The organism is Arthrobacter sp. 05T45, assembly GCF_056395875.1.
Genome location: NZ_JBFTKI010000013.1, coordinates 25,047 through 47,436, shown reverse-complemented (window position 1 = coordinate 47,436; position 22,390 = coordinate 25,047). Strand labels below are relative to the sequence as shown.

22 protein-coding genes are annotated in these 22,390 nt (G+C 67.8%); 4 read left to right on the top strand and 18 right to left on the bottom strand.

Translation table 11 applies throughout. The features are described from left to right. Positions 1–91 precede the first annotated feature (91 nt). The 7 genes from AC1DGD_RS13545 to AC1DGD_RS13515 form a co-directional block, all read right to left on the bottom strand. Complete coding sequence (locus AC1DGD_RS13545; protein WP_079550568.1) at positions 92–577, bottom strand: MarR family winged helix-turn-helix transcriptional regulator; 486 nt, start codon at positions 575–577, stop codon at positions 92–94. 204 nt (positions 578–781) lie between these two features. Beyond that, positions 782–2,458, bottom strand: a complete 1,677-nt coding sequence (locus AC1DGD_RS13540; protein WP_476851379.1) for a thiamine pyrophosphate-binding protein — start codon at positions 2,456–2,458, stop codon at positions 782–784. Beyond that, the gene (gene speB / locus AC1DGD_RS13535) at positions 2,455–3,534 is read right to left on the bottom strand and encodes an agmatinase (RefSeq protein WP_476851378.1); all 1,080 of its coding nucleotides are present in this window, start codon (positions 3,532–3,534) and stop codon (positions 2,455–2,457) included. The genes AC1DGD_RS13540 and speB overlap by 4 nt, the downstream gene beginning before the upstream one ends. A gap of 89 nt (positions 3,535–3,623) precedes the next feature. Next, positions 3,624–3,965, bottom strand: a complete 342-nt coding sequence (locus AC1DGD_RS13530) for a P-II family nitrogen regulator (RefSeq protein ID WP_230007931.1) — start codon at positions 3,963–3,965, stop codon at positions 3,624–3,626. After that, the gene (locus AC1DGD_RS13525; protein ID WP_476857115.1) at positions 3,962–5,407 is read right to left on the bottom strand and encodes an ammonium transporter; all 1,446 of its coding nucleotides are present in this window, start codon (positions 5,405–5,407) and stop codon (positions 3,962–3,964) included. The genes AC1DGD_RS13530 and AC1DGD_RS13525 overlap by 4 nt, the downstream gene beginning before the upstream one ends. Before the next feature lie 240 nt (positions 5,408–5,647). Then, positions 5,648–6,424 carry a hypothetical protein gene (locus AC1DGD_RS13520; RefSeq protein ID WP_476857114.1) on the bottom strand — a complete coding sequence of 259 codons (777 nt, stop codon included), beginning with the start codon at positions 6,422–6,424 and terminating at the stop codon, positions 5,648–5,650. A 102-nt stretch (positions 6,425–6,526) separates the two neighbouring features. Next, a complete protein-coding gene (locus tag AC1DGD_RS13515; RefSeq protein WP_116768469.1) occupies positions 6,527–7,102 on the bottom strand; it encodes a helix-turn-helix domain-containing protein in 576 nt (191 codons plus the stop codon). Between the two features lie 282 nt (positions 7,103–7,384). Here AC1DGD_RS13515 and AC1DGD_RS13510 point away from each other — a divergent pair, with 282 nt between their 5' ends. Beyond that, a complete protein-coding gene (locus tag AC1DGD_RS13510) occupies positions 7,385–8,908 on the top strand; it encodes a sodium:solute symporter family protein (RefSeq protein WP_476857113.1) in 1,524 nt (507 codons plus the stop codon). Positions 8,909–9,016: 108 nt separating this feature from the next. Here AC1DGD_RS13510 and AC1DGD_RS13505 read toward each other — a convergent pair whose 3' ends face one another. Further along, positions 9,017–9,253 (bottom strand): hypothetical protein, encoded by a 237-nt coding sequence (locus tag AC1DGD_RS13505; protein ID WP_079550403.1) that lies wholly within the window; start codon positions 9,251–9,253, stop codon positions 9,017–9,019. A 234-nt stretch (positions 9,254–9,487) separates the two neighbouring features. On the opposite strand from AC1DGD_RS13505, the gene AC1DGD_RS13500 reads away from it, so the two are divergent. Then, entirely contained in the window at positions 9,488–10,780 is a 1,293-nt protein-coding gene (locus tag AC1DGD_RS13500) for a VIT1/CCC1 transporter family protein (protein ID WP_476857112.1), read from the top strand. Further along, on the top strand, positions 10,780–11,739 hold the full coding sequence (locus AC1DGD_RS13495; protein WP_476857111.1) for a matrixin family metalloprotease: 960 nt from the start codon (positions 10,780–10,782) through the stop codon (positions 11,737–11,739). Before AC1DGD_RS13500 ends, AC1DGD_RS13495 begins: the two co-directional genes overlap by 1 nt. Positions 11,740–11,743: 4 nt before the next feature. Here the strand turns inward: AC1DGD_RS13495 and AC1DGD_RS13490 are convergent, their stop codons facing one another. The 5 genes from AC1DGD_RS13490 to AC1DGD_RS13470 all read right to left on the bottom strand — a co-directional run bounded on the left by AC1DGD_RS13490 (position 11,744) and on the right by AC1DGD_RS13470 (position 16,572). Then, a complete protein-coding gene (locus AC1DGD_RS13490) occupies positions 11,744–12,877 on the bottom strand; it encodes an LOG family protein (protein ID WP_476857110.1) in 1,134 nt (377 codons plus the stop codon). A 108-nt stretch (positions 12,878–12,985) separates the two neighbouring features. After that, positions 12,986–13,762, bottom strand: coding sequence for an SDR family NAD(P)-dependent oxidoreductase (locus AC1DGD_RS13485; protein WP_018775918.1), 777 nt, complete (start codon positions 13,760–13,762; stop codon positions 12,986–12,988). A 27-nt stretch (positions 13,763–13,789) separates the two neighbouring features. Next, positions 13,790–15,163 carry an MFS transporter gene (locus tag AC1DGD_RS13480; RefSeq protein ID WP_476851305.1) on the bottom strand — a complete coding sequence of 458 codons (1,374 nt, stop codon included), beginning with the start codon at positions 15,161–15,163 and terminating at the stop codon, positions 13,790–13,792. A gap of 192 nt (positions 15,164–15,355) precedes the next feature. After that, positions 15,356–16,063, bottom strand: a complete 708-nt coding sequence (locus AC1DGD_RS13475) for a FadR/GntR family transcriptional regulator (protein ID WP_079550394.1) — start codon at positions 16,061–16,063, stop codon at positions 15,356–15,358. Between the two features lie 14 nt (positions 16,064–16,077). Continuing rightward, positions 16,078–16,572 carry an SRPBCC family protein gene (locus tag AC1DGD_RS13470; protein ID WP_223914246.1) on the bottom strand — a complete coding sequence of 165 codons (495 nt, stop codon included), beginning with the start codon at positions 16,570–16,572 and terminating at the stop codon, positions 16,078–16,080. Positions 16,573–16,611: 39 nt separating this feature from the next. On the opposite strand from AC1DGD_RS13470, the gene AC1DGD_RS13465 reads away from it, so the two are divergent. Continuing rightward, on the top strand, positions 16,612–17,385 hold the full coding sequence (locus AC1DGD_RS13465) for a gamma-glutamyl-gamma-aminobutyrate hydrolase family protein (RefSeq protein WP_476857109.1): 774 nt from the start codon (positions 16,612–16,614) through the stop codon (positions 17,383–17,385). Between the two features lie 21 nt (positions 17,386–17,406). Here AC1DGD_RS13465 and AC1DGD_RS13460 read toward each other — a convergent pair whose 3' ends face one another. Genes AC1DGD_RS13460 through AC1DGD_RS13440 form a run of 5 tightly spaced genes read right to left on the bottom strand, consistent with a single transcriptional unit; the run spans position 17,407 to position 22,349 of the window. Then, a complete protein-coding gene (locus tag AC1DGD_RS13460) occupies positions 17,407–18,441 on the bottom strand; it encodes a Gfo/Idh/MocA family oxidoreductase (protein ID WP_476851303.1) in 1,035 nt (344 codons plus the stop codon). Next, entirely contained in the window at positions 18,438–19,232 is a 795-nt protein-coding gene (locus tag AC1DGD_RS13455) for a TIM barrel protein (RefSeq protein WP_230008253.1), read from the bottom strand. Before AC1DGD_RS13455 ends, AC1DGD_RS13460 begins: the two co-directional genes overlap by 4 nt. Continuing rightward, complete coding sequence (locus tag AC1DGD_RS13450; protein ID WP_476857108.1) at positions 19,232–20,335, bottom strand: Gfo/Idh/MocA family oxidoreductase; 1,104 nt, start codon at positions 20,333–20,335, stop codon at positions 19,232–19,234. The genes AC1DGD_RS13455 and AC1DGD_RS13450 overlap by 1 nt, the downstream gene beginning before the upstream one ends. Before the next feature lie 31 nt (positions 20,336–20,366). After that, positions 20,367–21,284: an ATP-binding cassette domain-containing protein gene (locus tag AC1DGD_RS13445; protein WP_476851300.1), complete on the bottom strand. Its 918-nt coding sequence runs from the start codon at positions 21,282–21,284 to the stop codon at positions 20,367–20,369. 15 nt (positions 21,285–21,299) lie between these two features. Continuing rightward, positions 21,300–22,349, bottom strand: coding sequence for an ABC transporter permease (locus AC1DGD_RS13440; RefSeq protein WP_028275613.1), 1,050 nt, complete (start codon positions 22,347–22,349; stop codon positions 21,300–21,302). Between the last annotated feature and the right edge of the window lie 41 nt (positions 22,350–22,390).

Genomic DNA, 22,390 nt, shown 5'->3' with positions numbered 1-22,390 from the left:
TGCGGCGGTCTGGGATGCGCGGGATGCCCCCTGCGGAACGTCCGACGGGGCCGGGGACGGCCCTGTGGCGGCGGCGTGGCTAGCCATATATCTACTCCTCAACAATTTCGGTCGTATTCGTGGGTCCGGCCGTCGTTGCCCGGGCTGAGGTCCTGAGGGACTCAGCAAGTTTTTCGAGGGTGCGCGCCGTCAGTTCGACGTCATCCTGGCTCCAGTCCTGCAGCAGGTCCTGGATGGTGGCCGTCCGCTGGTCCTCGATGACACGCAGTTTCTCCGTGCCGGCGGCAGACAGGGCGATCAGCTGCGCGCGGCCGTCTTCCGGGTCAGGCCGGCGGACCACATAGCCGTGCTCTTCGAGGTCGGCGATGTGCCGGCTGAGGACCGGGGCGCTGACGCCGAGCCGCTCCGCAAGATGCGTGGCCCGGGATTCGCCCTCCCCCACAAAGCGCAGAACGCCTTGAAGCGCCACTCCGGTGTCCTGCCCCCGCAGGCTGGCGGCGGCAACGCAACGGACCGCGCGCTGCAGATCGAAGATCTGGTAGACGAGTCTGGCTGCAGCGTTGGATTCAACTGACATGATGGACACCCCTCTTTTGTTTGCCCTAGGCAACTATATACGAAAATGGTTACTTCGGGAAACTAACTCTCTCGTGGGAGGTGCCGCGCGGCCTCGGAAGACCCTTAAATAGCAAACGCGGACCGGCCGGGCCTGCCCCTCGCGGTGAGGGGCAGACCCGGCCGGTCCGCGCTGCGCAGCGGTGCTGCTGTGGTGTTGGTGCGCCTACGTGGCCAGGTGGGTGGGGCCGAACATCTGGAGCAGGGTTTCGACGACGACGACGTTGGGGCCGTCCGCGGCGAAGCCCGCCTTCAGGGCGTCCCCGACGTCCTCCGGGGCAACCCGGACGGCCGGGACGCCGAAGGACTCTGCCAGCTTGACGAAGTCGGGGCGGGCGAGCTCAGTGGCCGTGGCCTTGCCGAAGGCGCCGACCATGTATTCGCGCAGGATGCCGTAGCCGCCGTCGTCCACAATGAGCCAGGTGACCGGGACGTTGTGCTGCTTGGCGGTGGCGAGCTCGGAGATGGAGTACATCGCCGAGCCGTCGCCGGAGACGGCCAGCACTCTGGCGTGTCCGGCAGGTGCGCCGGCGGATGCGCCGGTGGTTTCGAGCCCGACGGCGCCGCCGATCGCCGCGGGGAAGCCGAAGCCCAGCCCGCCGGCGCCCTGCGCGGAGTGGAACTGGCCGTCGCGGGCATCCCAGCAGCTCCAGCCCCAGTAGGCCGAGATGGTCATGTCCCAGAACGTCTGCATGGCCGCGGGAACGGCCTCGCGGATGTCGGCCATGAACTTCAGTTCCTTGCCGAGGTCCTGGGACTCGAGCCGGGCCTTGACCTTGGCCAGGGTGTCCTTGACGAGTACCTCGGGAGCCGTGCCGTGCCAGTCGGCACGTTCGCCGTGCGGTTCAGTCAGGGCGGCGTCGAGGGCGGCCAGGGCCTGGCCGGCGTCCGCCCGGATGCCCAGTCCCGGGCGGTTGGACTCCAGGACGCGGGGCTCGGCGTCGATCTGGATGATCCGGCCGCGCGGTTCAAAGGTGAAGTAGTTGGAGGTGACCTCGCCCAGGGAGGAGCCGATGACGATCAGCACGTCGGCGTCCTCGAGCACCTCCGTCATGTACTGGTCCTCGATCCAGGACTGCAGGGAGAGCTCATGGTTCCACGGGAACGCGCCGTTGCCGCCCGGGGTGCAGATGACCGGCGCCCGCAGCTTCTCCGCAATCGAGAGCAGCGACTTTTCGGCATGGCCGCGGCGGGTGCCGCCGCCGGCGATGATGGCGGGACGTTCCGCCGTCGAGAGCCATTTCACGGCTTCGCGGACCAGCTCCACGCGGGGCGGGTTGTCGGCCGCTTCGGCGAGGGCGTCCTCCACGGGAGGCACCATGATGGGGTCCAGCAGGACGTTCTGCGGGATTTCGAGCCACACGGGGCCCTGCGGCGAGGAGATCGCCTCGGTCCAGGCATCCTGGATGGCCGAGGGGATGCCGGAGGCGTGCTGGATCAGCCGCTGGGACTTGGTGACGTTCGCGGCCGAGGCCTTCTGGTCATCGAGCTGGTGCAGCATGCCCTTGCGCCGGGCGCCAAGGCCCTCGAGCGGGATCTGGCTGGCCACGACCACCATGGGAACGCCGGTGGCGTAAGCCTCCTGCAGCCCGGCCAAGGACGTCAGCGCGCCCGGGCCGGTGGACAGGAACAGCACGCCGACTTCGCCAGTGGCGCGGGAGTAGCCGTCGGCGGCGAAGGCCGAGTTGTTCTCGACCCGGGAGGAGACGAAGTGCAGGTTCCCGCGGCCCATCGCGTCGAACAGGCCCAGGGCGTGCTGGCCCGGGATGCCGAAGACCGTCTTGGCGCCGAGCGCCTCAAGGGTTTCGACGACGAGGTCCCCGCCGTTGCGCACGCCGGTCATCGCGAAGCCACCGGCGAAGCCACAGAGGAGCTGAAGCCGGCGGGTCGGCGGGATTCCTGGCCGAGGGCCTGGGCAGCGTAGCCGTTCGGGGCGCCGAAGCGGTCCCCTTCGACGGCGCGGTCCGCCATCAGTGTTACGAGTTCGTAGGCGACGTGGCTTGCCGCCACGCCTGTGATCTCGGCGTGGTCGTAGGCCGGGGCGACCTCGACGACGTCGGCACCGACGAGGTTCATGCCGCGGAACCCGCGGATGATTTCCAGCAGCTCGCGGCTCGTGATGCCGCCGGCTTCCGGCGTGCCGGTGCCCGGGGCGTGCGCGGGGTCAAGTACGTCGATGTCCACGGAGATATAGAGCGGGCGGTTGCCGATCCGGTCCCGGACCTTGGCGACCGTCTCCAGGACGCCTTGGTAGTAGACGTCGGCGGAGGTGACGATGCCGAAGCCGAAGCGGTGGTCGTCGTCGAGGTCCTTCTTGCCGTAGAGCGGACCGCGGGTGCCGATGTGGCTGATGGCCTCGGTGTCCAGGATGCCTTCCTCGACGGCGCGGCGGAAGGGTGTGCCGTGGGTGTACTCGGCGCCGAAGTAGGTGTCCCAGGTGTCCAGGTGCGCGTCGAAGTGCAGCATGGCAATGGGGCCGCCGGCGCGCTCGGCGGCGGCGCGCAACAGCGGCAAGGCGATGGTGTGGTCGCCGCCGAGGGTGACGAGCTTGCTGCCGGACGCCGTCAGGTCCAGGGCGTTCTGCTGGATGGTTTCGATGGCGTCGTTGATGTTGAAGGGGTTGACCGCCATGTCGCCGGCGTCGGCAACCTGGATGTTCTCGAAGGGGCTGACGTCCCAGGCCGGGTTGTACGGCCGGAGCAGGCGGCTGGCCTCGCGGATGTGGTTGGCCCCGAAGCGGGCGCCGGGGCGGTAGGAGACGCCGGTGTCGAACGGCACGCCGACCACCGTGACGTCTGCCTTGGCCACCTGGTCCAGGCGCGGCAGGCGGGCATACGTGGCAGCCCCGGCGTAGCGTGGGACGCGGGATGAATCGATGGGGCCAAGGTTGCCATTGGCCTCGATGCGCAGCTCTTCCAAAAGAAGCCTCTCCTTCGAGGATTGACCGACGGTTGTGACAGCCATCATACACTCGAAGTTTCGTATTGCGCATCAGTTGTTTACCAACCTCAGGCGATGGCCGACGCGCCCCGCTCCCCCGTGCGGACGCGGACGGCGTCGCGCACCTCGATAATCCAGATCTTGCCATCGCCGAAGCGGCCCGTGCGCCCTCCCTCTTCAATGGCAGCCATGACGGCGCCGAGGGCGCCCTCGTCGACCAGGACTTCGAGCCGCACCTTGGGCAGCAGGTCCGAGCTGTATTCGGCGCCCCGGTAAACCTCGGTATGGCCCCGCTGCCGGCCGTAGCCGCTGGCCTGGCTCACGGTCAGGCCGTTGACCCCGGCCCGCTCCAGGGCCGCGCTAACGGCCGCGACCCGCTCCGGCCGCACAATCGCCGTGACGAGCTTCATGACGACACCCTGCCGCGGACGGCCTCACCCTCGGCCTCGGCTTTGGTCCCGGCTGGGGCTTCGGCCGGGGTCCCGGCGTGGGCCGTCGCGTGGGCCTCGGCCGCATCAGTCCGGGCATGCGGGTCACCGGGGTGGAAGCTGCCGCCGACCATGAGGAGCTCATACGCCGTTTCGGCGTGCTCCGTCACGTCAATGCCGGAGAGCTCGTCGGCTTCGGAAACGCGCATGCCTATGCTCTTGTGGATCGCGAAGCCAATCAGTGTGGTCATGGCGGCGCTCCATGCCGTGACGATCAGGGCGGTGAGAATCTGTGGCCAGAACTGCGCCAGGCCGCCGCCGTAGAACAGGCCGCCGGCCGTCTTGGTGGACGGAAGCGCGAAAAATCCGAGGGCCAGGGTCCCCCACAGGCCGCCGACGAAGTGCACGGCCACGACGTCCAGGGAGTCGTCGAGTCCGATCTTGAATTTCAGCCCGACGGCGAGCGCGCAGACGGCCCCGGCGATCGCGCCGATCAGGATGGCGCCGATGGGGTCGATGAATCCGCAGGCCGGGGTGACTGCCACGAGTCCCGCGACGGCTCCCGAGGCGGCGCCGAGCGAGGTGGCATGCCCGTCGCGCAGCCGCTCCACGAGCAGCCAGCCCAGCAGGGCGGCGCTGGTGGCGAGCAGCGTGTTGGTCCAGGCCAGGGCGGCCGTGGCGTCGGCGGCGAGTTCCGAGCCGGCGTTGAAGCCGAACCAGCCGAACCAGAGCAGCCCTGCGCCGAGCATCACGAACGGCAGGTTGTGCGGGCGGATGTTGGGGTCTTTCATGAAGCCGAGCCGCTTGCCCAGAACCACGGCAAGCATCAGTCCGGCAATGCCGGCGTTCATGTGGACCACCGTGCCGCCGGCGAAGTCGAGGGCCGAGATCTTGCTGCCGATGATGCCGGTAGGTCCGAAAATGCCGCCGCCCCAGACCCAGTGCGCGATCGGCGCGTAAACGAGCGTGACCCAAAGGGCGGCAAAGAGGAGCCAGGGGCCGAACCTGACGCGCTCGGCCACCGCGCCGCTGATCAGTGCGACGGTGATGATGGCGAACGTGGCCTGGAAGCCGACGAAGATCATGTCCGGCAGGCCTGCCGCCTTGGAGCCGATGCTGGTGGTCAGCCCGCTCAGGCCGAAGTTGGTGAAGGGATCCCCGACGAAGCCGCCCAGCGCATCCGGACCGAAGGCCAGGCCATAGCCCCACAGGGCCCAGACGACGGCCACCACGCCCATGGCGCCGAAGCTCATCATCATGATGTTGAGGACGGACTTCATTCTGACGAGCCCGCCGTAGAAGAACGCAAGCCCGGGGGTCATCAGGAGGACCAGAGCGGACGCCGTGAGCATCCACGCGGTCGATCCGGGGTCAAGGACCTGCGGATCTGTTGCCATTCCTACTGCAAGCACAGAGAACTTCATAGCGGGAGCCTTCCTCGAGTGCCGGCGCTCCGAGGGCGCCGATGCGGCGAGACCATGTGACGTTTGGGACTGACGAGCGTCCCCCCGCCGTTGACGCTACTCACGGCGTGTTTCGGGAAGGCTTTCCCATTCTTGCGGGCACGTTACGTGCCGGCTCGGGGCATTAAATTGCCGTTTCCGGCAGATTGCCAGGATGTGACGCACATCTCACCAGGGCCGATCTCACCAAGGAAAGGGACGTCAGCTGTACTTGAGGGTGAGCAGCAGGCGCTTGAGCTGGCTGTACTGCTCCGTGGTCATCCAGGCCTTGGCGGCGTCGACGGAGGCAAACGCCGGGCTGCCGAAGAGCACCTTGGCCTCCGCCCCGCCGTTGGCGAAGCTGACGTAGGCGGAGCCGGAGTCAGAGACCGCGGGCGCGAAGTCGCGTTGCTTGCGGACGCTCATGTGGAAATCGGACTGGTCGGCGAGGGAATCGAACGCGAAGCCGAAGGCCAGCTGCTCGCCGTCCACATCTTTCAGCCCCGGCACCGGGGCGGTGTCCAGCACGGTGCGGGCCACAGGGCCGGAAGCGTTGCTGGCGCTGGTGCTGCTGGTGACGGAAGCCAGTTCGTTGCCGGTGGCGTCGGCGATGACCGCCTGCACGTCCCGCAGCTTGGCCGCGTTCCCGGGCGAGCCCACCAACCGGACGGACCAGCCGCTCGGATAGGAGAAGGAGAGGTGCCCGTCCGGGAAGGTGAAGGTTTTCACGCCGGCCACCGCGCTGGCCGTGGCTGTGGGCGCGGCCGGGACGGGGGTAGCGGAGGCGCTCGGGGCGGGCGAGGGCAGGGCCGAAGCGGCGGAGGAGGCGGTCGTGGCGGGCGCGCCGGATTCCTGCTGCGCCGGGGCCGCGGTTTCACTGGCGGGGCCGCTTGCCGTTTCGCCGGCCCGCTGGCCCGCGGCGGCGCACGAGCTCAGGCCAAGGGCGGCCGCGAGCGCGGCGGCCAGGGCCAGGGACAGAAAGACGTTGTTGCGGTTCATGGATCCCCCAGTTGATGACGCGAGCGGCTTCCGCTCGTCCTGTGTATCTCCGGCGTGCGCCGTGCGGATACTTTTGCGGTGGTTACGGATGCTTTCATGCCCTCAGCGGCTGGCGGCGGGTACGAGCACCCACAGCACCTCGACGGCGTCGTCCGTGGGATTGACCCAGGTGTGGGGTTCCCGGCCGGGGAACGTTACGGTGTCTCCGGTGCTGAGCTCGAATTCCTCATTCGTGAGGATCAGGCGGATGCTGCCCTTGACCACATGCAGGACGTCGACGTCGCAGTCCACGGCATAGAGTTCGGACTCGCCGCGCCCGCGCGGCTCGATCACGGCCTGGATGATCTGGACGCGGCGCTCGGAGCGCGCGGTCAGCAGCCGCTCGACGATCCCCTCGCCGCCGAGGGAGATTCGAGGGCCCTCATTCCGCTTCGTGAGGTGCGTTTCGGGGGCGGCGAAGAGGTCGCCGATAGAGATGGACAAAACCTGGCACAGCGTTACCAGGGAGGCAACCGAGGGCGAGGTCAGGTCCCGCTCGACCCGGCTCAGGAATCCCTTGGTGAGCCCGGTGGCGTCTGCGACCTGTTCAATGGTGAGCCGCTGGGACTGCCTGGCGGCGCGGATCCGCGAACCGATGGCAACGGGAACATTGCTCGGTTCAACTGGTAGTGCCTTCATTTAGGAACCTTTCACGGCCGGCCGCTTGGCCCCATCATTGGAGCAATCCTAGCGGGAGCGGGCCTTCGTGACGCGGAGGCGGCGGCACCACGCCCGGCGTCTTGACTGTTACCGGAGTCACAGCATACTCTTCTGGGCAACATGTGTTGCCTATAAGGCAAAACCGGAGGTTCCGACGGAAATCCTCCTCTACCCACGTCATGCAGCGGCAGCCTTGCCGACCACCCTGTTGAGGCCCGGCAGGCCCGCATCCGCTGTCAACCAGCTCCAAGGAGCCTTTATATGGACGCAACTTTCGTCAACATCGCAATCGTGGTGGTGTACCTGGCCGCCATGCTGGCGTTCGGATGGTGGGGCAAGTCCCGCACCAAGAACAATAGCGACTTCCTCGTGGCCGGCCGCCGCCTCGGTCCGTTCCTCTACACCGGCACCATGGCCGCCGTCGTCCTGGGCGGCGCCTCGACCGTCGGCGGCGTGGGCCTGGGCTACAAGTTCGGCATCTCCGGCATGTGGCTCGTCGTCGCAATCGGCGCCGGCGTCCTGCTGCTGAGCCTGCTCTTCGCCAGCACCATCCAGAAGCTGAAGATCTATACCGTCTCCCAGATGCTGACCCTGCGCTACGGCAGCAACGCCACGCAGACCTCGGGCATCGTCATGCTTGCCTACACGCTGATGCTCTGCGCCACCTCCACGGGCGCCTACGCCACCATCTTCGTGGTGCTCTTCGGCTGGGACCGCGCCCTCGCGATCGCCGTCGGCGGGGCAATCGTGCTGGTGTACTCGACCATCGGCGGCATGTGGTCCATCACGCTGGCCGACCAGGTCCAGTTCGTCATCAAGACGGTCGGCATCTTCTTCCTGATGCTGCCGTTCACGCTCAACGCCGCCGGCGGCCTCGACGGGATCCGCAGCCGGGTGGACGCCACCTTCTTCCAGATCGACGGCATCGGCGCCCAGACGATCATCACTTACTTTGTGGTGTACACCCTCGGCCTGCTGATCGGCCAGGACATCTGGCAGCGTGTGTTCACCGCCAAGACGCCTGAAGTCGCCCGCTGGGGCGGCGCCACGGCCGGCATCTACTGCATCCTCTACGGCGCAGCCGGCGCCCTGATCGGCCTCGGCGCCCGGGTGGCCCTGCCGCAGATCGACGTCAAGGCCCTGGGCAAGGACGTCGTCTACGCCGAGGTCGCCACCCATCTGCTGCCCATCGGCATCGGCGGCCTCGTGCTGGCCGCCGCCGTCGCCGCCATGATGTCCACCGCCTCCGGCGCCCTGATCGCGGCCGCCACCGTGGCCCGCGCCGATGTGCTGCCGTTCGTTGCCGGCTGGTTCGGCAAGACGGTCAACACCGATGACACCGACAACCCGGAACACGACGTCAAGGCCAACCGCATGTGGGTCCTGGGCCTGGGCATCGTGGCAATCGTGATCGCCATCGTCACCAAGGACGTTGTCGCGGCCCTGACCATTGCGTACGACATCCTGGTTGGCGGCCTGCTCGTGGCCATCCTTGGCGGCCTGGTCTGGAAGCGCGGCACCGGCGTCGCCGCCGCGGCGTCCATGGCGGTGGGCTCGGTCATCACGCTCGGCACCATGATCATCCTGGAAATCAACGCCGAGGTTCCGCTGGACGGCATCTACGCCAACGAGCCGATCTACTACGGCCTGGCGGCTTCCGCGGTCGTCTACGTCGCGGTGTCGCTGCTGACCAAGCCGACGGATCCCGCGGTCATGCAGAACTGGCGCCGGCGTGTCGCCGGCCACGCGGCCGAGGAAGAAAAGGCCCCGGCCCTCACGCACTAGGGCCCAGGCCCGGCAGGGTCTTGACCGCGAGTTAAAGGTCGACGGCGGCGCTCCCCTTTCGGGGGCGCCGCCGTCGGCCTTTAGGCAACTTAACGGGCCACGGGAGGATCACTCATTTTCCTCCGGCGCAAGGAATTCCTCACCTTCCACGGGCACCACCGGCTTCTCGTCCCCCAGGAAGTCTTCCGCGTCCAGGGGAACGAGCCGGTCAGCCTCTTCGAGAAGCTCCTCGTCCTCGGTCTCCGCGGCATCACTGACGGGCGCGTCCTCGGCGTAGTCGTAGGCGGGATCGGACTCGAGTGACTCCCGGGCCGGCTGGATGGGATGTGATGCGGTGCTATCCATGATGCAACCTCCATGCGGCTTCGGTGGCGGCAGGGCCCCGGGGAGCCCGCCCTGGGTTTCATTCGAACACCGCGGACCCGGGCGGTCAAGGGCCCACAATTGCTGCCGGAAAGCGGCTGCGGGCGGGCCCGCCGGAGCAGGGCAGTTACGGCCTCCCTAAACTTTCCACTGAGGATTGCCAGCCGGAAAAGCGCGGAAATACGGGGTAGTCTGGAGTCGCAATGGGGCCGGACCATGCCCGACCAAACCCAGGAGTTTTTCGTGTCTCAGCACACCGAATCGGACCGCAACGATTCTTCGCAGCACCACCCGACACAGCCCTCTTCGGTCCGCGATACGGACCCGCGCCCCGCCCCGCCGCACGCCTCTGCTGGCCCCGGGGCGGCTCCCTCCACTGCCGCTCCCGTCAGCGCACCGAGCCCGTCGCCCGCAACAGACGCGAGCGCAGCGCCCAGCGCAGCGGACATCAAGCGCTGGCGACAGTATCTCGCCGATGAACGTGCCGAGGCGGCCGTCTACCGGGACCTGGCGCAGAACCGCGCCGGGGAGGAACGCGCCATCCTGCTGGCGCTGGCCGAGGCCGAGGGACGCCATGAAGCGCACTGGCTCCAGTTGCTGGGCGATCACGCCGGCAAGGACCGGCATGCCTCCTTCCGGAGCCGGTTCCTGGGCTTCCTGGCCCGGCACTTCGGCTCGGTCTTCGTCCTGGCCCTGGCCCAGCGGGCGGAGAGCCGCTCCCCGTACGCCACCGAATCGTTCGCCACCCCGGCCATGGTCGCCGACGAGCAGATCCACGAAGAAGTGGTCCGCGGGCTGGCCACCCGGGGCCGCAACCGGCTGGCCGGAACGTTCCGCGCCGCCGTCTTCGGCGCCAACGACGGGCTGGTCAGCAACCTGTCCCTCGTCATGGGCATGGCGGCCTCGGGCGTGGGCAGCCAGGTGGTACTCCTCAGCGGCGTCGCCGGGCTGCTGGCCGGCGCACTGTCCATGGGGGCCGGCGAGTTCATTTCCGTGCGGTCGCAGCGGGAGCTCCTCGCCGCGACCCGACCCACCCAGATCACGTTGGCGGCGGCGCCGCTGCTCGATATCGAGCACAACGAACTCCTCCTCGTCTACCTGGCCCGCGGCATGTCCCGGGAGGCCGCCGAGCACCGCGTCGCGGAGCGGATGGGCCTGTTGGACTGCGACTGCGATCCCAGCCTGTCCCTGCGTCCGGAACTGCCCGAAAGCGAGGACCAGCACGAGGCGGTCGGCACCGCCTGGGGCGCGGCGGCGTCGAGCTTCTGCTTCTTCGCCTCGGGCGCGATCGTGCCCATCATTCCCTTCCTGCTGGGCATGACAGGACTCGCCGCACTGGTGGTTTCCGCGTCCCTCGTCGGCTTGGCGCTGCTGCTTACCGGCGGCGTCGTGGGCCTGCTCTCCGGTACCTCGCCCGCCACCCGCGGCCTGCGCCAGCTGGCCATCGGCATGGGTGCCGCGGGCGTGACGTACCTGCTGGGCATGGCCTTCGGCGCCGTGGTTGGCTAGTGGACGGCCCTGAATTTCGGGACCGCGGACCTCGGCACAGCCGGCCAGCCACCGCTCTGCGGATCATCAGGAACCTCGCCGCCGCTGCGGTGATCGCCGCCGGCGCCTTCCTCACCGCCGGACTCGTCTACGGCGATCCGAGGTTCACGGGCCTCTTCGAGGTCTCCCGAGGAACGGGGAACAACGCAGGGCACAGTGCAGAAAACAAAGCAGGCAGTGACCTGCAGGCACAGCCCCAGGCTGGCCAGAAATCCGGCCAGCCTGCCGTGCCGGCCGGCGAAGACCGGACGGACACTCCCCCGCCCGGGCTCGAGGAGCAGGACCACCCCCTCGGCGCGGCCCGGAAACCGGAGGCCGCCAGCACCTCGTACAAGTTCCTCGCAACGAATGACGACGGCACTCCGGTGGGTTACTCGCCGTGCCGCCCGCTGCACTACGTCATCAATGCCGCCCTGGCCCCGCCGGGTGCCGAGCGGCTCGTGGACGACTCGATCAGGACGATCTCGCAGGCCACCGGAATCACCTTCATCAATGACGGCCCCACGTCCGAGGCCCCCTCGTCCACACGTGCGCCCTACCAAAAGGATCTCTACGGGGACCGGTGGGCGCCGCTGCTGATCGCCTGGACCACCCCGGAGCAGGCACCGCAGCTCAAAGGCCCGGTGATCGGCACGGGCGGAAGCACACACTTCAGTTTCGGCGACGGCCCCAAAAGCTTTGTCACCGGCAGCCTGGAGCTGGATGCCCCGCAAATCGCGGAAGACCTGGACCGCTCCGAGGGAGCCGCCTATGCCACGGCCGTGATCCTGCACGAGCTCGGCCATGTGATGGGCCTGGAGCATGTCGATGACCCGGCCCAGCTGATGTACCCCGAGATCGGAGCCCCGGACGGGCTTGCCGCCGGCGACCTGAACGGACTCTACGAGCTCGGCCACGCCCAGTGCCGCAAGGATCTCTGACCCCCTAGCGCTCCAGCGCCTCAAGGGCCTCTTCGACCGTATCGACCAGGAAGATCCTTCCCTCCATCCGGCGCCCTGACGCCAGACTCTGTAAGAGGGGCCAGGCCGGGAATCGCCGCAGCCAGTGTTCGTGCCCCACCAGGACCATGGGAGTGACGGTTTCCGGAGCGGCGTAGTAGTTCTCGCAGGCGTCCTGGAAGATCTCCTGGACCGTGCCGCCCGAACCCGGCAAAAAAACGATGCCGCCGTTGCACAGTTCAAGCAGGATGGCTTCCCGGATGGCATTCGCGAAGTATTTGGCCACATGCGTGGCGAAGAAGTTCGGTGGTTCATGGCCGTAAAACCATGTGGGAATCCCCAGCGACGGCACACCCTCCGGGTGGCGTTGGGCGACCGCCGCGGCCGTCCGCGCCCAGGCGGCCACCGAGGGGCGGAAGGACGGCACCGCCGAGAGGTCGGCCAGGGCCCGCCGGAAGTCCGGTTCGGGGGCCTCGCTGAGGAAGGCGCCAAGATTCGCGGCCTCCATGGCCCCGGGGCCGCCGCCCGTGGCTACCACCCGGCCGCTGCGGGCCAGCAGCCGGCCCAGCAGCGCGGCTCCTTCAAAGACGGCGGTGCCGCGGCGGGCAATGTGTCCGCCCATGACCCCCACCATCGTGCGGCCGGCGCGGAGATAGGTGCCGGCCAGTTCGTCGAGGGCCACGCCGATCGAGTGGTCATGCAGGGCGGCGGCCAGTGTCGCATCCAGCCGACGTCGCTGGCCCGGCCGGATGCTCCACTGGTACACCCGCGCGTCGAGCGTGTCCTCGTAGGGTGAGGTGGCGATCCCGGAATAGAGTTCCTGCGGCGTGTACAGCTGCCCGCGGTAGGGGTTGAACGGCACGGCCGTGAGCCGGGGAAAGATGAGGGCGCCCCGGCCGCGCAGCAAGTCCTCCACACCGTCGTCGAACCTGCAGCCCAGGAAGACCGCGCCCTGGGCCTCAAGCGCCTCCAGCTGGGCCCGGCGGCCCCGCAGGTCCAGCGACTGGACATGCCAGCCGTGCATGCTGCGCGCCCCCGCCGCAACCAGCCGGTCGAAACCGGCAAGGCTCTCGACCTCCAACGTGCGGGGGCTGGGGTGAAGGCTGCGGGCGGCGTTCATGGAGCCAGCCTAGACCGTGGCCAAGCTCCCCCGTTGCGCTATCACTCTTGGTGGCCATTCCGGGATCTTAAGGCCTAAAAGTGATAGCGCAACGGGGGTGCGTGCGGGTTAGGAGACCTGGAGGCCGCCGTTGATGTCATAGGTGGCCGCGGTGATGTAACCGGCGTCCGGGCCGAGCAGGAAGGCGATCAGGGCCGCCACTTCCTCGCGGCTGCCGACCCGACCCATCATGATGCCCTCCGACATCTGCGCCTTGCGTTCCTCGCTCAGGGTGCCGCCCATAATGTCGGTGTCGATGGGGCCTGGGGCGATGGCGTTGACCGTGACCCCGAACTCGCCCACCTCGCGGGCCAGGGCGCGGGTGAATCCGATGATCCCGGCCTTGGAGGCGCTGTAGGCGACCTTTGAGTAGGTGCCGCCGCCCCGCTGTGCCGAAATCGAGGAGATGCTCACGATCCGGCCGAGCTTGCGCTCGATCATGCCCTTGAGCACGCGCTGGGAAACGATGAAGGATCCGCGCATGTTGATGGCGAAGACCTTGTCCCATTCCTCGACAGTGGTGTCCATGAACGGCGTCGGGGAACTGATGCCGGCCAGGTTGGCCAGCGCGACGATCGGGGGCAGCGAGCCCTCGATCTCGGTGATGGCCCGGTCAACCGACGCGGCGTCGGAGACGTCCGCACCGACGCCGATGGCCTTGACCGCACGGTTGGAACCGATTTCGGCCGCAGCGGCGCTGGCGTCCTCGGCATTGATGTCCAGGATTGCGATGGACCAGCCCTCGCTGGCCAGGCGGTCGGCGGCGGCACGGCCGATGCCGCGGGCTGACGCGGCTCCGGTCAGGACCACGGTGCGTTCAGTGGGGAACGGGGTAATTGATGTCATGACGAAGATTCCTTCGGGGGTTTCGGATCAGGATACTTTGGCCGGGTCGACGGCGGCAGCCGCTGCGACCGCGGGGTCAAGGCTGGCGTCGCCTTCGGGGCGCCGGCGGGCGTACAGGTAGGTGGCCACGGCCGTGATGCACAGGCACAGGGACAGGAACAGGAGCCCGCTCTGGTTGCTTCCGGTGGCGTCCTTGAGGAGGCCGACCGCGTACGGGGAGATGAAGCCGCCGAGGTTTCCGAGGGAGTTCACCAGGGCCAGCCCGGAAGCGGCAGCCGCACCGGTCAGCGCCGCGGAGGGCATCGAGAGGAAGGGGGCGATCGCCCCGTAGATCCCCATGGCGGACAGCGTCAGACCGACCATCGCGAGGAACGGGTTGACCGGCAGCAGGTAGCCGGCGGCCACTAGTCCGACGCCCGCAAGCACCATGCTGACCGAGGCGTGCCAGGCACGCTTGCCGGTCCGGTCCGCGCGCTTGCTCCAGAAGTAGACGAATACTGCGGCCACGGCATAGGGGATGAAGACGATGAAGCCGACCTCTGCCGTGGAGAACTTGCCCAGGGCCGCGACGATGGTGGGCATCCACAGGCCCAGGCCGTAAATCCCGCACACCAGGCCGAAGTACAGGGCGGAGTAGACCAGGGTGCGCTTGTCCTTGAGCCCGGCCATGAAGTTGTGCTTGCCCGACTGGGACTTGGCGGCCAGTTCGGCGTCCATGGTGGCGGTGAGCCAGTTGCGCTCGTCGGCTTCGAGCCATTTGGCGTCCCGCGGACGGTCCGTCATGAGGATGGGTGTCAGCAGGCCGAGGGCGATCGCCGGGATGCCTTCGATGATGTAGAGCCACTGCCAGCCCTGGAGGCCCATGACGCCGTCCATCTGCAGCAGGAGCCCGGACACCGGGGCGCCGAGCGCGTTGGATACGGGCTGGGCAAGGATGAAGATGCCCAGCACGGTGACGCGCTGCGCGGCAGGGAACCACAGCGTCAGGTAGAACAGGATCGCCGGGAAGAACCCGGCCTCGGCGGCACCGAGCAGGAACCGGACGATGTAATACGTGGTTTCACCGTTCACCAGGCACATGGCGGTGGCGAAGATGCCCCACGTGATCAGGATGCGGGCCAGCCATTTCCGGGCTCCGAACCGGTACATGCCGGCGTTGCTGGGAACCTCCAGGAGGGCGTAGCCAAGGAAGAAGATGCCGGCGCCCAGACCGTAGGCAGCGGAGTTCAGGCCGATGTCCTCGCTCATGGTGAGTTTGGCGAATCCGACGTTGTTGCGGTCCAGGTAGGCAACGAAGTAGAGCAGGACAATCAGGGGCATGACGCGGCGGCGGACCTTGCGGAGCGTGCGGTCGCCCAGTTCGCCGAGTCCGAAGGACTTGGGGGTTAATGAAGTCATCATCGACCTTCTTAAGTGTTTCCTGCCCTGCGGCTGTGCCGGGTGAGGAAAGCGGTGGATTGGGGTGGTCATCCTGCCCGCCTGGAAGCGCGTGCTGCAGGATACTTGTTGAGTCAGATGTCAGACATCTGATTCAGGAACTAGCCAAAATCTTAGAATGTGATTCGGATTACGTCAAGAGTCCGGAGGCGGACGTCAGGACTTGGCGCCCCGGACGTAGCGTTCGTAGTCCGCATTGGTCTGGTCCATGTGCTCATCCATCGCCTGCCGCGAGCGCTCGGCGTCGCCGCTGAGAATGCTGTCCAGGACCCGCTGGTGGTAATCGATGGCGTGCTGCTGGATCACCTCGACGGCCGACGTTTCGCGCCGGGTCACGTACAGCAGCTGGCCCAGCTGGGCGAACAGGGCCCGGACAAAGGGGTTGCCGGACGCCTTCAGGACGGCGTCGTGGAAACCAATGTCCGCCTCCACGAAGCGGTCCAGGTCGCCGGAGTCGTGGAAGCGCTTCATGTCCGCGATGCACTCGCGCATGCGCTCGGCCTGCTCCGGGGTATAGCGTTTGGCGGCGAGCGCCGCGGCCCCGGTCTCCACCATGCGGCGCATCTCAATCAGTCCCACCGAGACCTGGTCGGCGGCATTGCCATGGGAGGCTGCCTTGAAGATCGCGTCCAGGCCGGTCCAGTTGTCCGTGGGATTGACGAACGTTCCCCGGCCGGCCTTCACATAGAGGATGTTTTGCGCCCGGAGGGCTTTGAGGGCCTCACGCACGGTGAGCCGGCTGACGCCGTAGGCCTTGGCGATGTCGGCCTCGGGCGGAATCGGGTTGTGGGGCAGGAGCTTTCCGTCAAGGATTTCGGTCAGCAGGCCGTCGACGAGATCGTCGACCAGTGTCCTGCGGCCCATCCCAGTTCCCACCTTCAGTCTCGTTTCGTGCTGCCATCCACATTACCCATGTCCGGGTGCGCAGCCATGTAGGCGTCGAGCTTGGCAAGCGTCTGTTCCAAATTGACCGGATGGCGGCGCAGGTAGCCGGCCAGCCGGAGAAAGCTCTTTCCACGGACCCGCCGCGCGTCCCATTGCTCGGTCACCAGCGTGCCGGGGGTACCGTCCGGGCCTGTGGCCGGATCCAGCAGGTAGCGCCACACGTGGCCGTAGAAGTGCCGCCACGCGATCCGGTGGCCTTCCTCGAACTCGCAGACCCTGTTCAGGATCTTGTAGTTCACCCGCATGCGCATTTGCATGCCGAACCTGGCGCCGAGGTACAGCCGTCCGGGCCCGCGCGGCTGGGCGCCCTTGACCGTGTCCGAGCCATCGATCACGCTGTGCAGGGCAGGCGTAGCGAGCACCTCGAAGATGGCTTCGGGGGCGGCGGCGATGTACCGGCTGCGGGACACGAGATAGCGGGGATTCATCTAGTAATCCTAGTCCGCGATCGTGTTGCAGAATGAGGCATGCAGACTTCCCGCAACCCCCTTCGCGGCCGGCCGCGCATCGGCGTTCCCGTCCGCCTCAGCAGTTCCTTCGATCCCGACCCGCGCGTGGCGGAAGCCAACGCATTGTTCGAGTACATCGTGGGGCTGCTGCGCGAGGGCGGCGGCGAACCGGTGCTGCTCGACGCTTCGGGGCCCGACGACGGCGGCCTCGCCGCGGCGATGGCCTGCCTTGACGGCGTCGTCCTTCCCGGCGGCGGCGACCTCGACCCCGCCCTCTACGGCGAGCTGCGCGGTGACGTCTGCTACGACGTCAGCCCTGCCCAGGACGCGCTGGATCTCGCCGTGGCGCGTCTTGCGATCGACGCCGGGCTGCCTGTGTTCGGCATCTGCCGCGGGCATCAGCTGCTCAATGTGCTTTACGGCGGGACGCTCATCCAGGACATGGCGCCGGGGACGGTGGCGCACCGCGAGCCCGCGCCGGTGCACGGGGCCGGCCCGTGGGCCTGGCATGAGGTGGCGGTGCGGGCCGGCTCCAGGGTGGCCGCGCTCTACGGCGGCGGTTCCGCTGCCGTGAACGTGAAGATCGCCTCCGGCCACCATCAGGCCGTGGCCCGGGTGGCCGGAGGGTTGCAGGTGACGGCCGTGGCCGAGGACGGGACCGTCGAGGCGCTGGAGGATCCGGAGCGCTGGGTGGCCTCGGTCCAGTGGCACCCCGAGGCCCTGGAGCTCCCGGCCGGGGAGCGGCTCGCGCCGTTCCGGGCCTTCGTCGAGGCGTGCCGCACCCGGCCCTGAGCCGGACGCCCCGGTCCGTAATCAGCTGCCGACGCTCACCGTCACCTTGACCGGGGCACCGGTGGCCAGCGATTCCTGGGCGGCATCGGCAACCCGGGAGGCCGCGACGGCGTCTTCCGGAGTGCATGGATTCTCCCGGCGGCCAAGGATCAGTTCGACGAACGCCTCCATTTCGGAACGGTACGCCGTCTCGAACCGCTCGGCAAACGTCAGATGCGGCTTCCCCGCGGGGAAAGCGATCCCCGCTTCGGCGGAGGCCAATGCCGTCTTGTCGTCCAGGCCCACCATCAGCGAGCCGCGGGAGCCCTGGATTTCCAGCCGGACATCATGGCCCGCCCCGTTGTAGCGGGTCGCCGAAACCGTTCCCACGGTGCCGTCGTCGAACGTCACCAGCGCGAGGGCCGTGTCCACATCGCCGGCCTCACCGATGGCCGGATCCCCGTTGTTGGAGCCCTTGGCGTAGACCTCGACGATTTCGCGGCCTGTGAGCCAGCGCAGGATGTCGAAATCGTGGACCGAGCAGTCACGGAAGAGCCCGCCGGAGCTGGCCAGGAACTCGACCGGGGGCGGCGTCATGTCGCAGGTGACGGCACGCAGGGAATGGATCCAGCCCAGCTCGCCGGCCTGGTAAGCGCGGCGGGCTTCCAGGTAGCCGGCGTCGAACCGGCGCTGATGCCCGATCTGCACCACGCCGTTCCGGTCCCGGATGTAGTCGAGCACCGGCAGGGCGTCGGCCACGTTCAGGGCCACGGGCTTTTCGCAAAACACCGGGATCCCGGCGTCCACGCCGGCCTTGATGAGCTCGGGGTGGGTTCCGGTTCCGGTGGCGATGACCAGGCCGTCCAGCCCCGAGGCCAGCAGCGCCTGGACCGAGGGCAGGAATTCGGCACCGAGAACGCGTGCCACCGTCCGGGCGTGCTCTTCGGCGACGTCGGTGAGGCGTAGGCGGACACGGATCCCTTGTGGGTTCAGGACCTCGTTGAGGGCGGCGATGTTGTTGGCGTGCATGACCCCGATCCGCCCAACGCCGGCGAGTCCAAGGATTACGTCTTTCATACTTCTACTCTCATGTTTGGTGCGGGCACGGTGAACGCCGCACGGAAGGCCTCCAGGGCCGCATAACTGTCGCCACTGGCCCACGCTTCCATGCCCACGGTTCCTTCGTAGCCTGCGTCCGCGAGCGCCCTGGCCACGGCCGCGTAGTTGATTTCCCCGGTTCCGGGTTCGCAACGGCCGGGAACGTCTGCCACCTGGATTTCGCCGAGGTATGGCAGGGCGGTCCGGACGAGCTCGACCAGGTTCCCCTCCCCCATTTGGGCGTGATAGAGATCCAGCATGAGCCTGGCGTTCGGGTGCCCGGCCGCCTGCACGAGCGCCAGGGTGTCCTTGGCCCGTGCCAGCGGGATGCCGGGGTGGTCCCGGATGGTGTTGAGGTTCTCGAGGCAGAACGTCACCCCGTGCTTCTCACCGAGCTTCCCGAGCCGTTCCAGGGTCCGGGCGCCGGTGGCCCACATGTGTCCGCTGGAGCGGTAGACAGGCCGCGCCGCGTGGCCGTCGACGAGTTCCGCCGGGTGGACCACCAGACGGCTGACGCCAAGTTCCAGGGCGGTGGGGATCAGGGACTCGGCGGTCCGCACCACCTCGTCCGCCGTGTCCGGATCCACGAGGCTGCCGGAGCTGTATCCGGTCATGGAGGAGAACACCGCCCCGGTGGCCTTGAGCGCGCCGATGTCCTTGGGCCGCGAGTCCCAGAGTTCGACGTCGAAGCCGGCCTCGTGGAGCCGGCGCACCCGCTCCGTGAACGGCAAGTCCGTAAAGACCATCTCAGCGCACACGGCGAGCCGCATCAGAGGACCACGTTCTCGTTGACGGCCACTGTGTTGACCGTTGCCGGGGTCCCCCGCTTGACGGACTCTATGCAGGCCAACGCCACGGCCAGTGCGCGCCGGGCGTCGCTGGCTCCCGGAGTGAGAGTGAAGGGCTTCGACTCCGGAGCGGTACCGTCACGCCGGGCGCGCACGGCGTCGGCGAAGTCCGCCAGCTCGTCTGTATAGGCCTGCCGGAAGAGCTCGACGTTCAGCCGTGGGGTGTCGGCGGACATCCCCTCGGCGGTGAACCGGCGGGCGGCGGTTTCGGTGGCGCGGCCGGCCTGGACCATGCCCTTGGAGCCGAAAACCTCGCCGCGGATGTCGTAGCCGTACAGCGCGCTGAAGTTTGCCTCGGCGACGGCGATCGCGCCGTTGCTGTAGCGGATGGTCACGACGGCGGTGTCCAGGAACCCCTGGTCCCGCAGTCCCGGCTCCACAAGCGCGTCGGCAACCGCATAGACCTCCACAGGTTCGGCGCCTTCGTTGAACCAGTTCAGGGTGTCGAAGTCGTGGATCAGGGTTTCGAGGAAGATGGTCCACGCGGGGATCCTTGCGGCGTGGCCGATGCTCCCCCTGGCCGGGTCCCGGGTCAGCGAACGAAGCAGTTGCGGCTGCCCCACGATTCCGGCGGCGAGGTCCTTCTTGGCCGCTTGGAAGTCTGCGGCGTACCTGCGGTTGAAGCCGATCTGGAAGTGCACCCCGGCGGCGTCGACGGCGTCAAGGGCCGCGTCGAGCTCCTCGAGCCCCTGACCGGCGGGCTTCTCGCAGAAGACGTGTTTTCCGGCCGCTGCGGCCTGGCCGATCAGGGCGGAATGGAAACGCGCGGGGCTGGCGATGACGACGGCGTCAATCGCCGGGTCGGCCAGGAGATCGGCAGCGTCGGCGGTCACCTTCGCGGTGCCCAGGGCGCCAGCCAGCGCCCCGGCAGATTCCAGGTTCGGATCCGCGATGGCGGCAAGGACGGCGCCGGGGACCCGGCGGGCAATGCTCTCGGCGTGGAAGGCGCCCATCCAGCCCGAGCCGATAAGTCCGATCCGCACCGGCAGTACGGCGTCGGAGGCGTTGCGGTTGAGATAAGCCAAAGGCTTGTCCTTTCAGGAGTTGGGGCGGCCGTTACCCGTAGGTCTTGCCGGTGGTCTGGGACACGTCGGCGACTTCGCCCTGGACTTCCTTGACGACGTCGCTGTGGCCGCCGAGTTGTTCGAGTTCGTGGGCGAGTTCGGCGAGTTCTGCGCCGCCGGCCATCTGGGCGGTGAGCTCGTCCAGGGTGATGTCCTTCTTGTCGTAATAGCCGATCGATTTTCCCCGTTTGAGCAGCAGGAACCGGTCCCCGACAGGGAAGGCGTGGTGCGGGTTGTGGGTGATGAAGATGACCCCGAGGCCGCGGTCGCGGGCCTGCAGGATGTAGCGGAGCACCACGCCGGACTGCTTCACGCCCAGTGCTGCGGTGGGCTCGTCCAGGATCAGGACCTTCGCGCCGAAGTACACGGCCCGGGCGATCGCGACGCACTGGCGTTCACCGCCGGAGAGCTGGCCGATGGGCTGCTCGACGTCGCGCAGGTCGATGCCCATGGCGGCGAGTTCCTTGAGCGTGATGTCCTTCATCTTTTCGACGTCCATGCTCTTGAACGGGCCGAAGCCGCTCGTCAGTTCCGAGCCGAGGAAGAAGTTCCGCCAGATCGGCATCAAAGGCACCACGGCGAGGTCCTGGTAGACCGTGGCGATCCCGACGTCCAGGGCGTCCCGGGGGGAGCTGAACTTCCGCTCCTCCCCCATGATCTTCAGGACCCCGGCGTCGTGCTGGTGCAGGCCGGCGATGATCTTGATCAGCGTGGACTTGCCCGCGCCGTTGTCGCCCAGCACGCAGGTGACGCGGCCGTTGTCCACCGCCATGGTCACCTCGGAGAGGGCGATGATGTTCCCGTAGTGCTTTCCGACCCCGTCGAGGGAGAGCAGGTGCACCGGGGTGTGGGTGAGGGGATCGTTTTCGTTCTGCAGCAGGGTCTGCTGGTCGATCTCTTTGGCATTCATGGTTCCGGGGCCCTTCTACTTCAGTTCCGCGCGGCGCTTGACGATGAGGTTGACGATGGTGGCCAGCAGCAGCATCAGGCCCAGGAAGAACTTGAACCAGTCCGGGTTCCACTGCGCGTAGACGATGCCCTTGTTGGCCATGCCGAAGATGAACGCGCCGATCGCGCCGCCGATCGCCGAGCCGTACCCGCCGGTGAGCAGGCAGCCGCCGATCACCGCGGCGATGATGTAGAGGAACTCGTTGCCCACGCCCTCACCGGACTGCACGGTGTCGAAGGCGAAGAGGTTGTGCATGCCCAGGATCCAGGCGCAGAACCCCACGGCCATGAACAAACCGATCTTGGTGGCCTTGACCGGCACGCCCACGGCGCGGGCCGCGTTCGCGTCCCCGCCCACGGCGAAGATCCAGTTCCCCACCCGGGTCCGCATCAGCACCCAGGTCGCGACCGCGACGAGCGCGAACCAGTAGAACACGGTGATCTTGATGTCGACGCCGCCGACGCTCACCGAGGAGGCGAACACCGCCCGGGCCGAGGCGAAACCGTCCATGGTCGAGATCGAGGGCGAGGACACCGAGCCGCCGATCAGCCGGGTCAGGCCCAGGTTCAGGCCGGTCAGCATCAGGAACGTCGCGAGGGTGACGATGAAGGACGGCAGCTTGGTCTTGATCAGGATCCAGCCGTTGATGAACCCGACGGACAGGGAGACCACCAGGGCCAGGCCGACGCCGACCCAGACGTTCGTGGTGAAGTACCAGCTGAACAGCGACGCCGTCAGCGCCGAGGTGATCACGGCGACACCGGTGGAGAGGTCGAACTCGCCGCCGATCATCAGCAAGGACACCCCCACCGCCATGATCCCGATCGTGGAGGACCCGTACAGGATGGTTGCCAGGGCACCGGGCTGGGTAAAGGTCGGGGACACCAACGCGAAGAAGATGAAGAGGACGATCGCGCCCACCAGGGCACCGACCTCGGGACGTCCGAGCAGTTTCTGGAACGGACTGCGCTTGGCGACGCGCTCATCGGGCGCCGGCGACTTTGTCTTGGTCTGGGTGATGGTCATGATAAGTCTCCTTGCCGCCGGGCCGGCGCGAACCGGCCCGG

What these genes read in the sequence shown, in the direction of transcription:
- AC1DGD_RS13545 (WP_079550568.1), bottom strand. Translation starts at nt 577, where the DNA reads ATGTCAGTTGAATCCAACGCTGCAGCCAGACTCGTCTACCAGATCTTC.
- AC1DGD_RS13540 (WP_476851379.1), bottom strand. Translation starts at nt 2,458, where the DNA reads ATGACCGGCGTGCGCAACGGCGGGGACCTCGTCGTCGAAACCCTTGAG.
- AC1DGD_RS13530 (WP_230007931.1), bottom strand. Translation starts at nt 3,965, where the DNA reads ATGAAGCTCGTCACGGCGATTGTGCGGCCGGAGCGGGTCGCGGCCGTT.
- AC1DGD_RS13525 (WP_476857115.1), bottom strand. Translation starts at nt 5,407, where the DNA reads ATGAAGTTCTCTGTGCTTGCAGTAGGAATGGCAACAGATCCGCAGGTC.
- AC1DGD_RS13520 (WP_476857114.1), bottom strand. Translation starts at nt 6,424, where the DNA reads ATGAACCGCAACAACGTCTTTCTGTCCCTGGCCCTGGCCGCCGCGCTC.
- AC1DGD_RS13515 (WP_116768469.1), bottom strand. Translation starts at nt 7,102, where the DNA reads ATGAAGGCACTACCAGTTGAACCGAGCAATGTTCCCGTTGCCATCGGT.
- AC1DGD_RS13510 (WP_476857113.1), top strand. Translation starts at nt 7,385, where the DNA reads ATGGACGCAACTTTCGTCAACATCGCAATCGTGGTGGTGTACCTGGCC.
- AC1DGD_RS13505 (WP_079550403.1), bottom strand. Translation starts at nt 9,253, where the DNA reads ATGGATAGCACCGCATCACATCCCATCCAGCCGGCCCGGGAGTCACTC.
- AC1DGD_RS13500 (WP_476857112.1), top strand. Translation starts at nt 9,488, where the DNA reads ATGCCCGACCAAACCCAGGAGTTTTTCGTGTCTCAGCACACCGAATCG.
- AC1DGD_RS13490 (WP_476857110.1), bottom strand. Translation starts at nt 12,877, where the DNA reads ATGAACGCCGCCCGCAGCCTTCACCCCAGCCCCCGCACGTTGGAGGTC.
- AC1DGD_RS13485 (WP_018775918.1), bottom strand. Translation starts at nt 13,762, where the DNA reads ATGACATCAATTACCCCGTTCCCCACTGAACGCACCGTGGTCCTGACC.
- AC1DGD_RS13480 (WP_476851305.1), bottom strand. Translation starts at nt 15,163, where the DNA reads ATGATGACTTCATTAACCCCCAAGTCCTTCGGACTCGGCGAACTGGGC.
- AC1DGD_RS13475 (WP_079550394.1), bottom strand. Translation starts at nt 16,063, where the DNA reads ATGGGCCGCAGGACACTGGTCGACGATCTCGTCGACGGCCTGCTGACC.
- AC1DGD_RS13470 (WP_223914246.1), bottom strand. Translation starts at nt 16,572, where the DNA reads ATGAATCCCCGCTATCTCGTGTCCCGCAGCCGGTACATCGCCGCCGCC.
- AC1DGD_RS13465 (WP_476857109.1), top strand. Translation starts at nt 16,612, where the DNA reads ATGCAGACTTCCCGCAACCCCCTTCGCGGCCGGCCGCGCATCGGCGTT.
- AC1DGD_RS13460 (WP_476851303.1), bottom strand. Translation starts at nt 18,441, where the DNA reads ATGAAAGACGTAATCCTTGGACTCGCCGGCGTTGGGCGGATCGGGGTC.
- AC1DGD_RS13455 (WP_230008253.1), bottom strand. Translation starts at nt 19,232, where the DNA reads ATGCGGCTCGCCGTGTGCGCTGAGATGGTCTTTACGGACTTGCCGTTC.
- AC1DGD_RS13445 (WP_476851300.1), bottom strand. Translation starts at nt 21,284, where the DNA reads ATGAATGCCAAAGAGATCGACCAGCAGACCCTGCTGCAGAACGAAAAC.
- AC1DGD_RS13440 (WP_028275613.1), bottom strand. Translation starts at nt 22,349, where the DNA reads ATGACCATCACCCAGACCAAGACAAAGTCGCCGGCGCCCGATGAGCGC.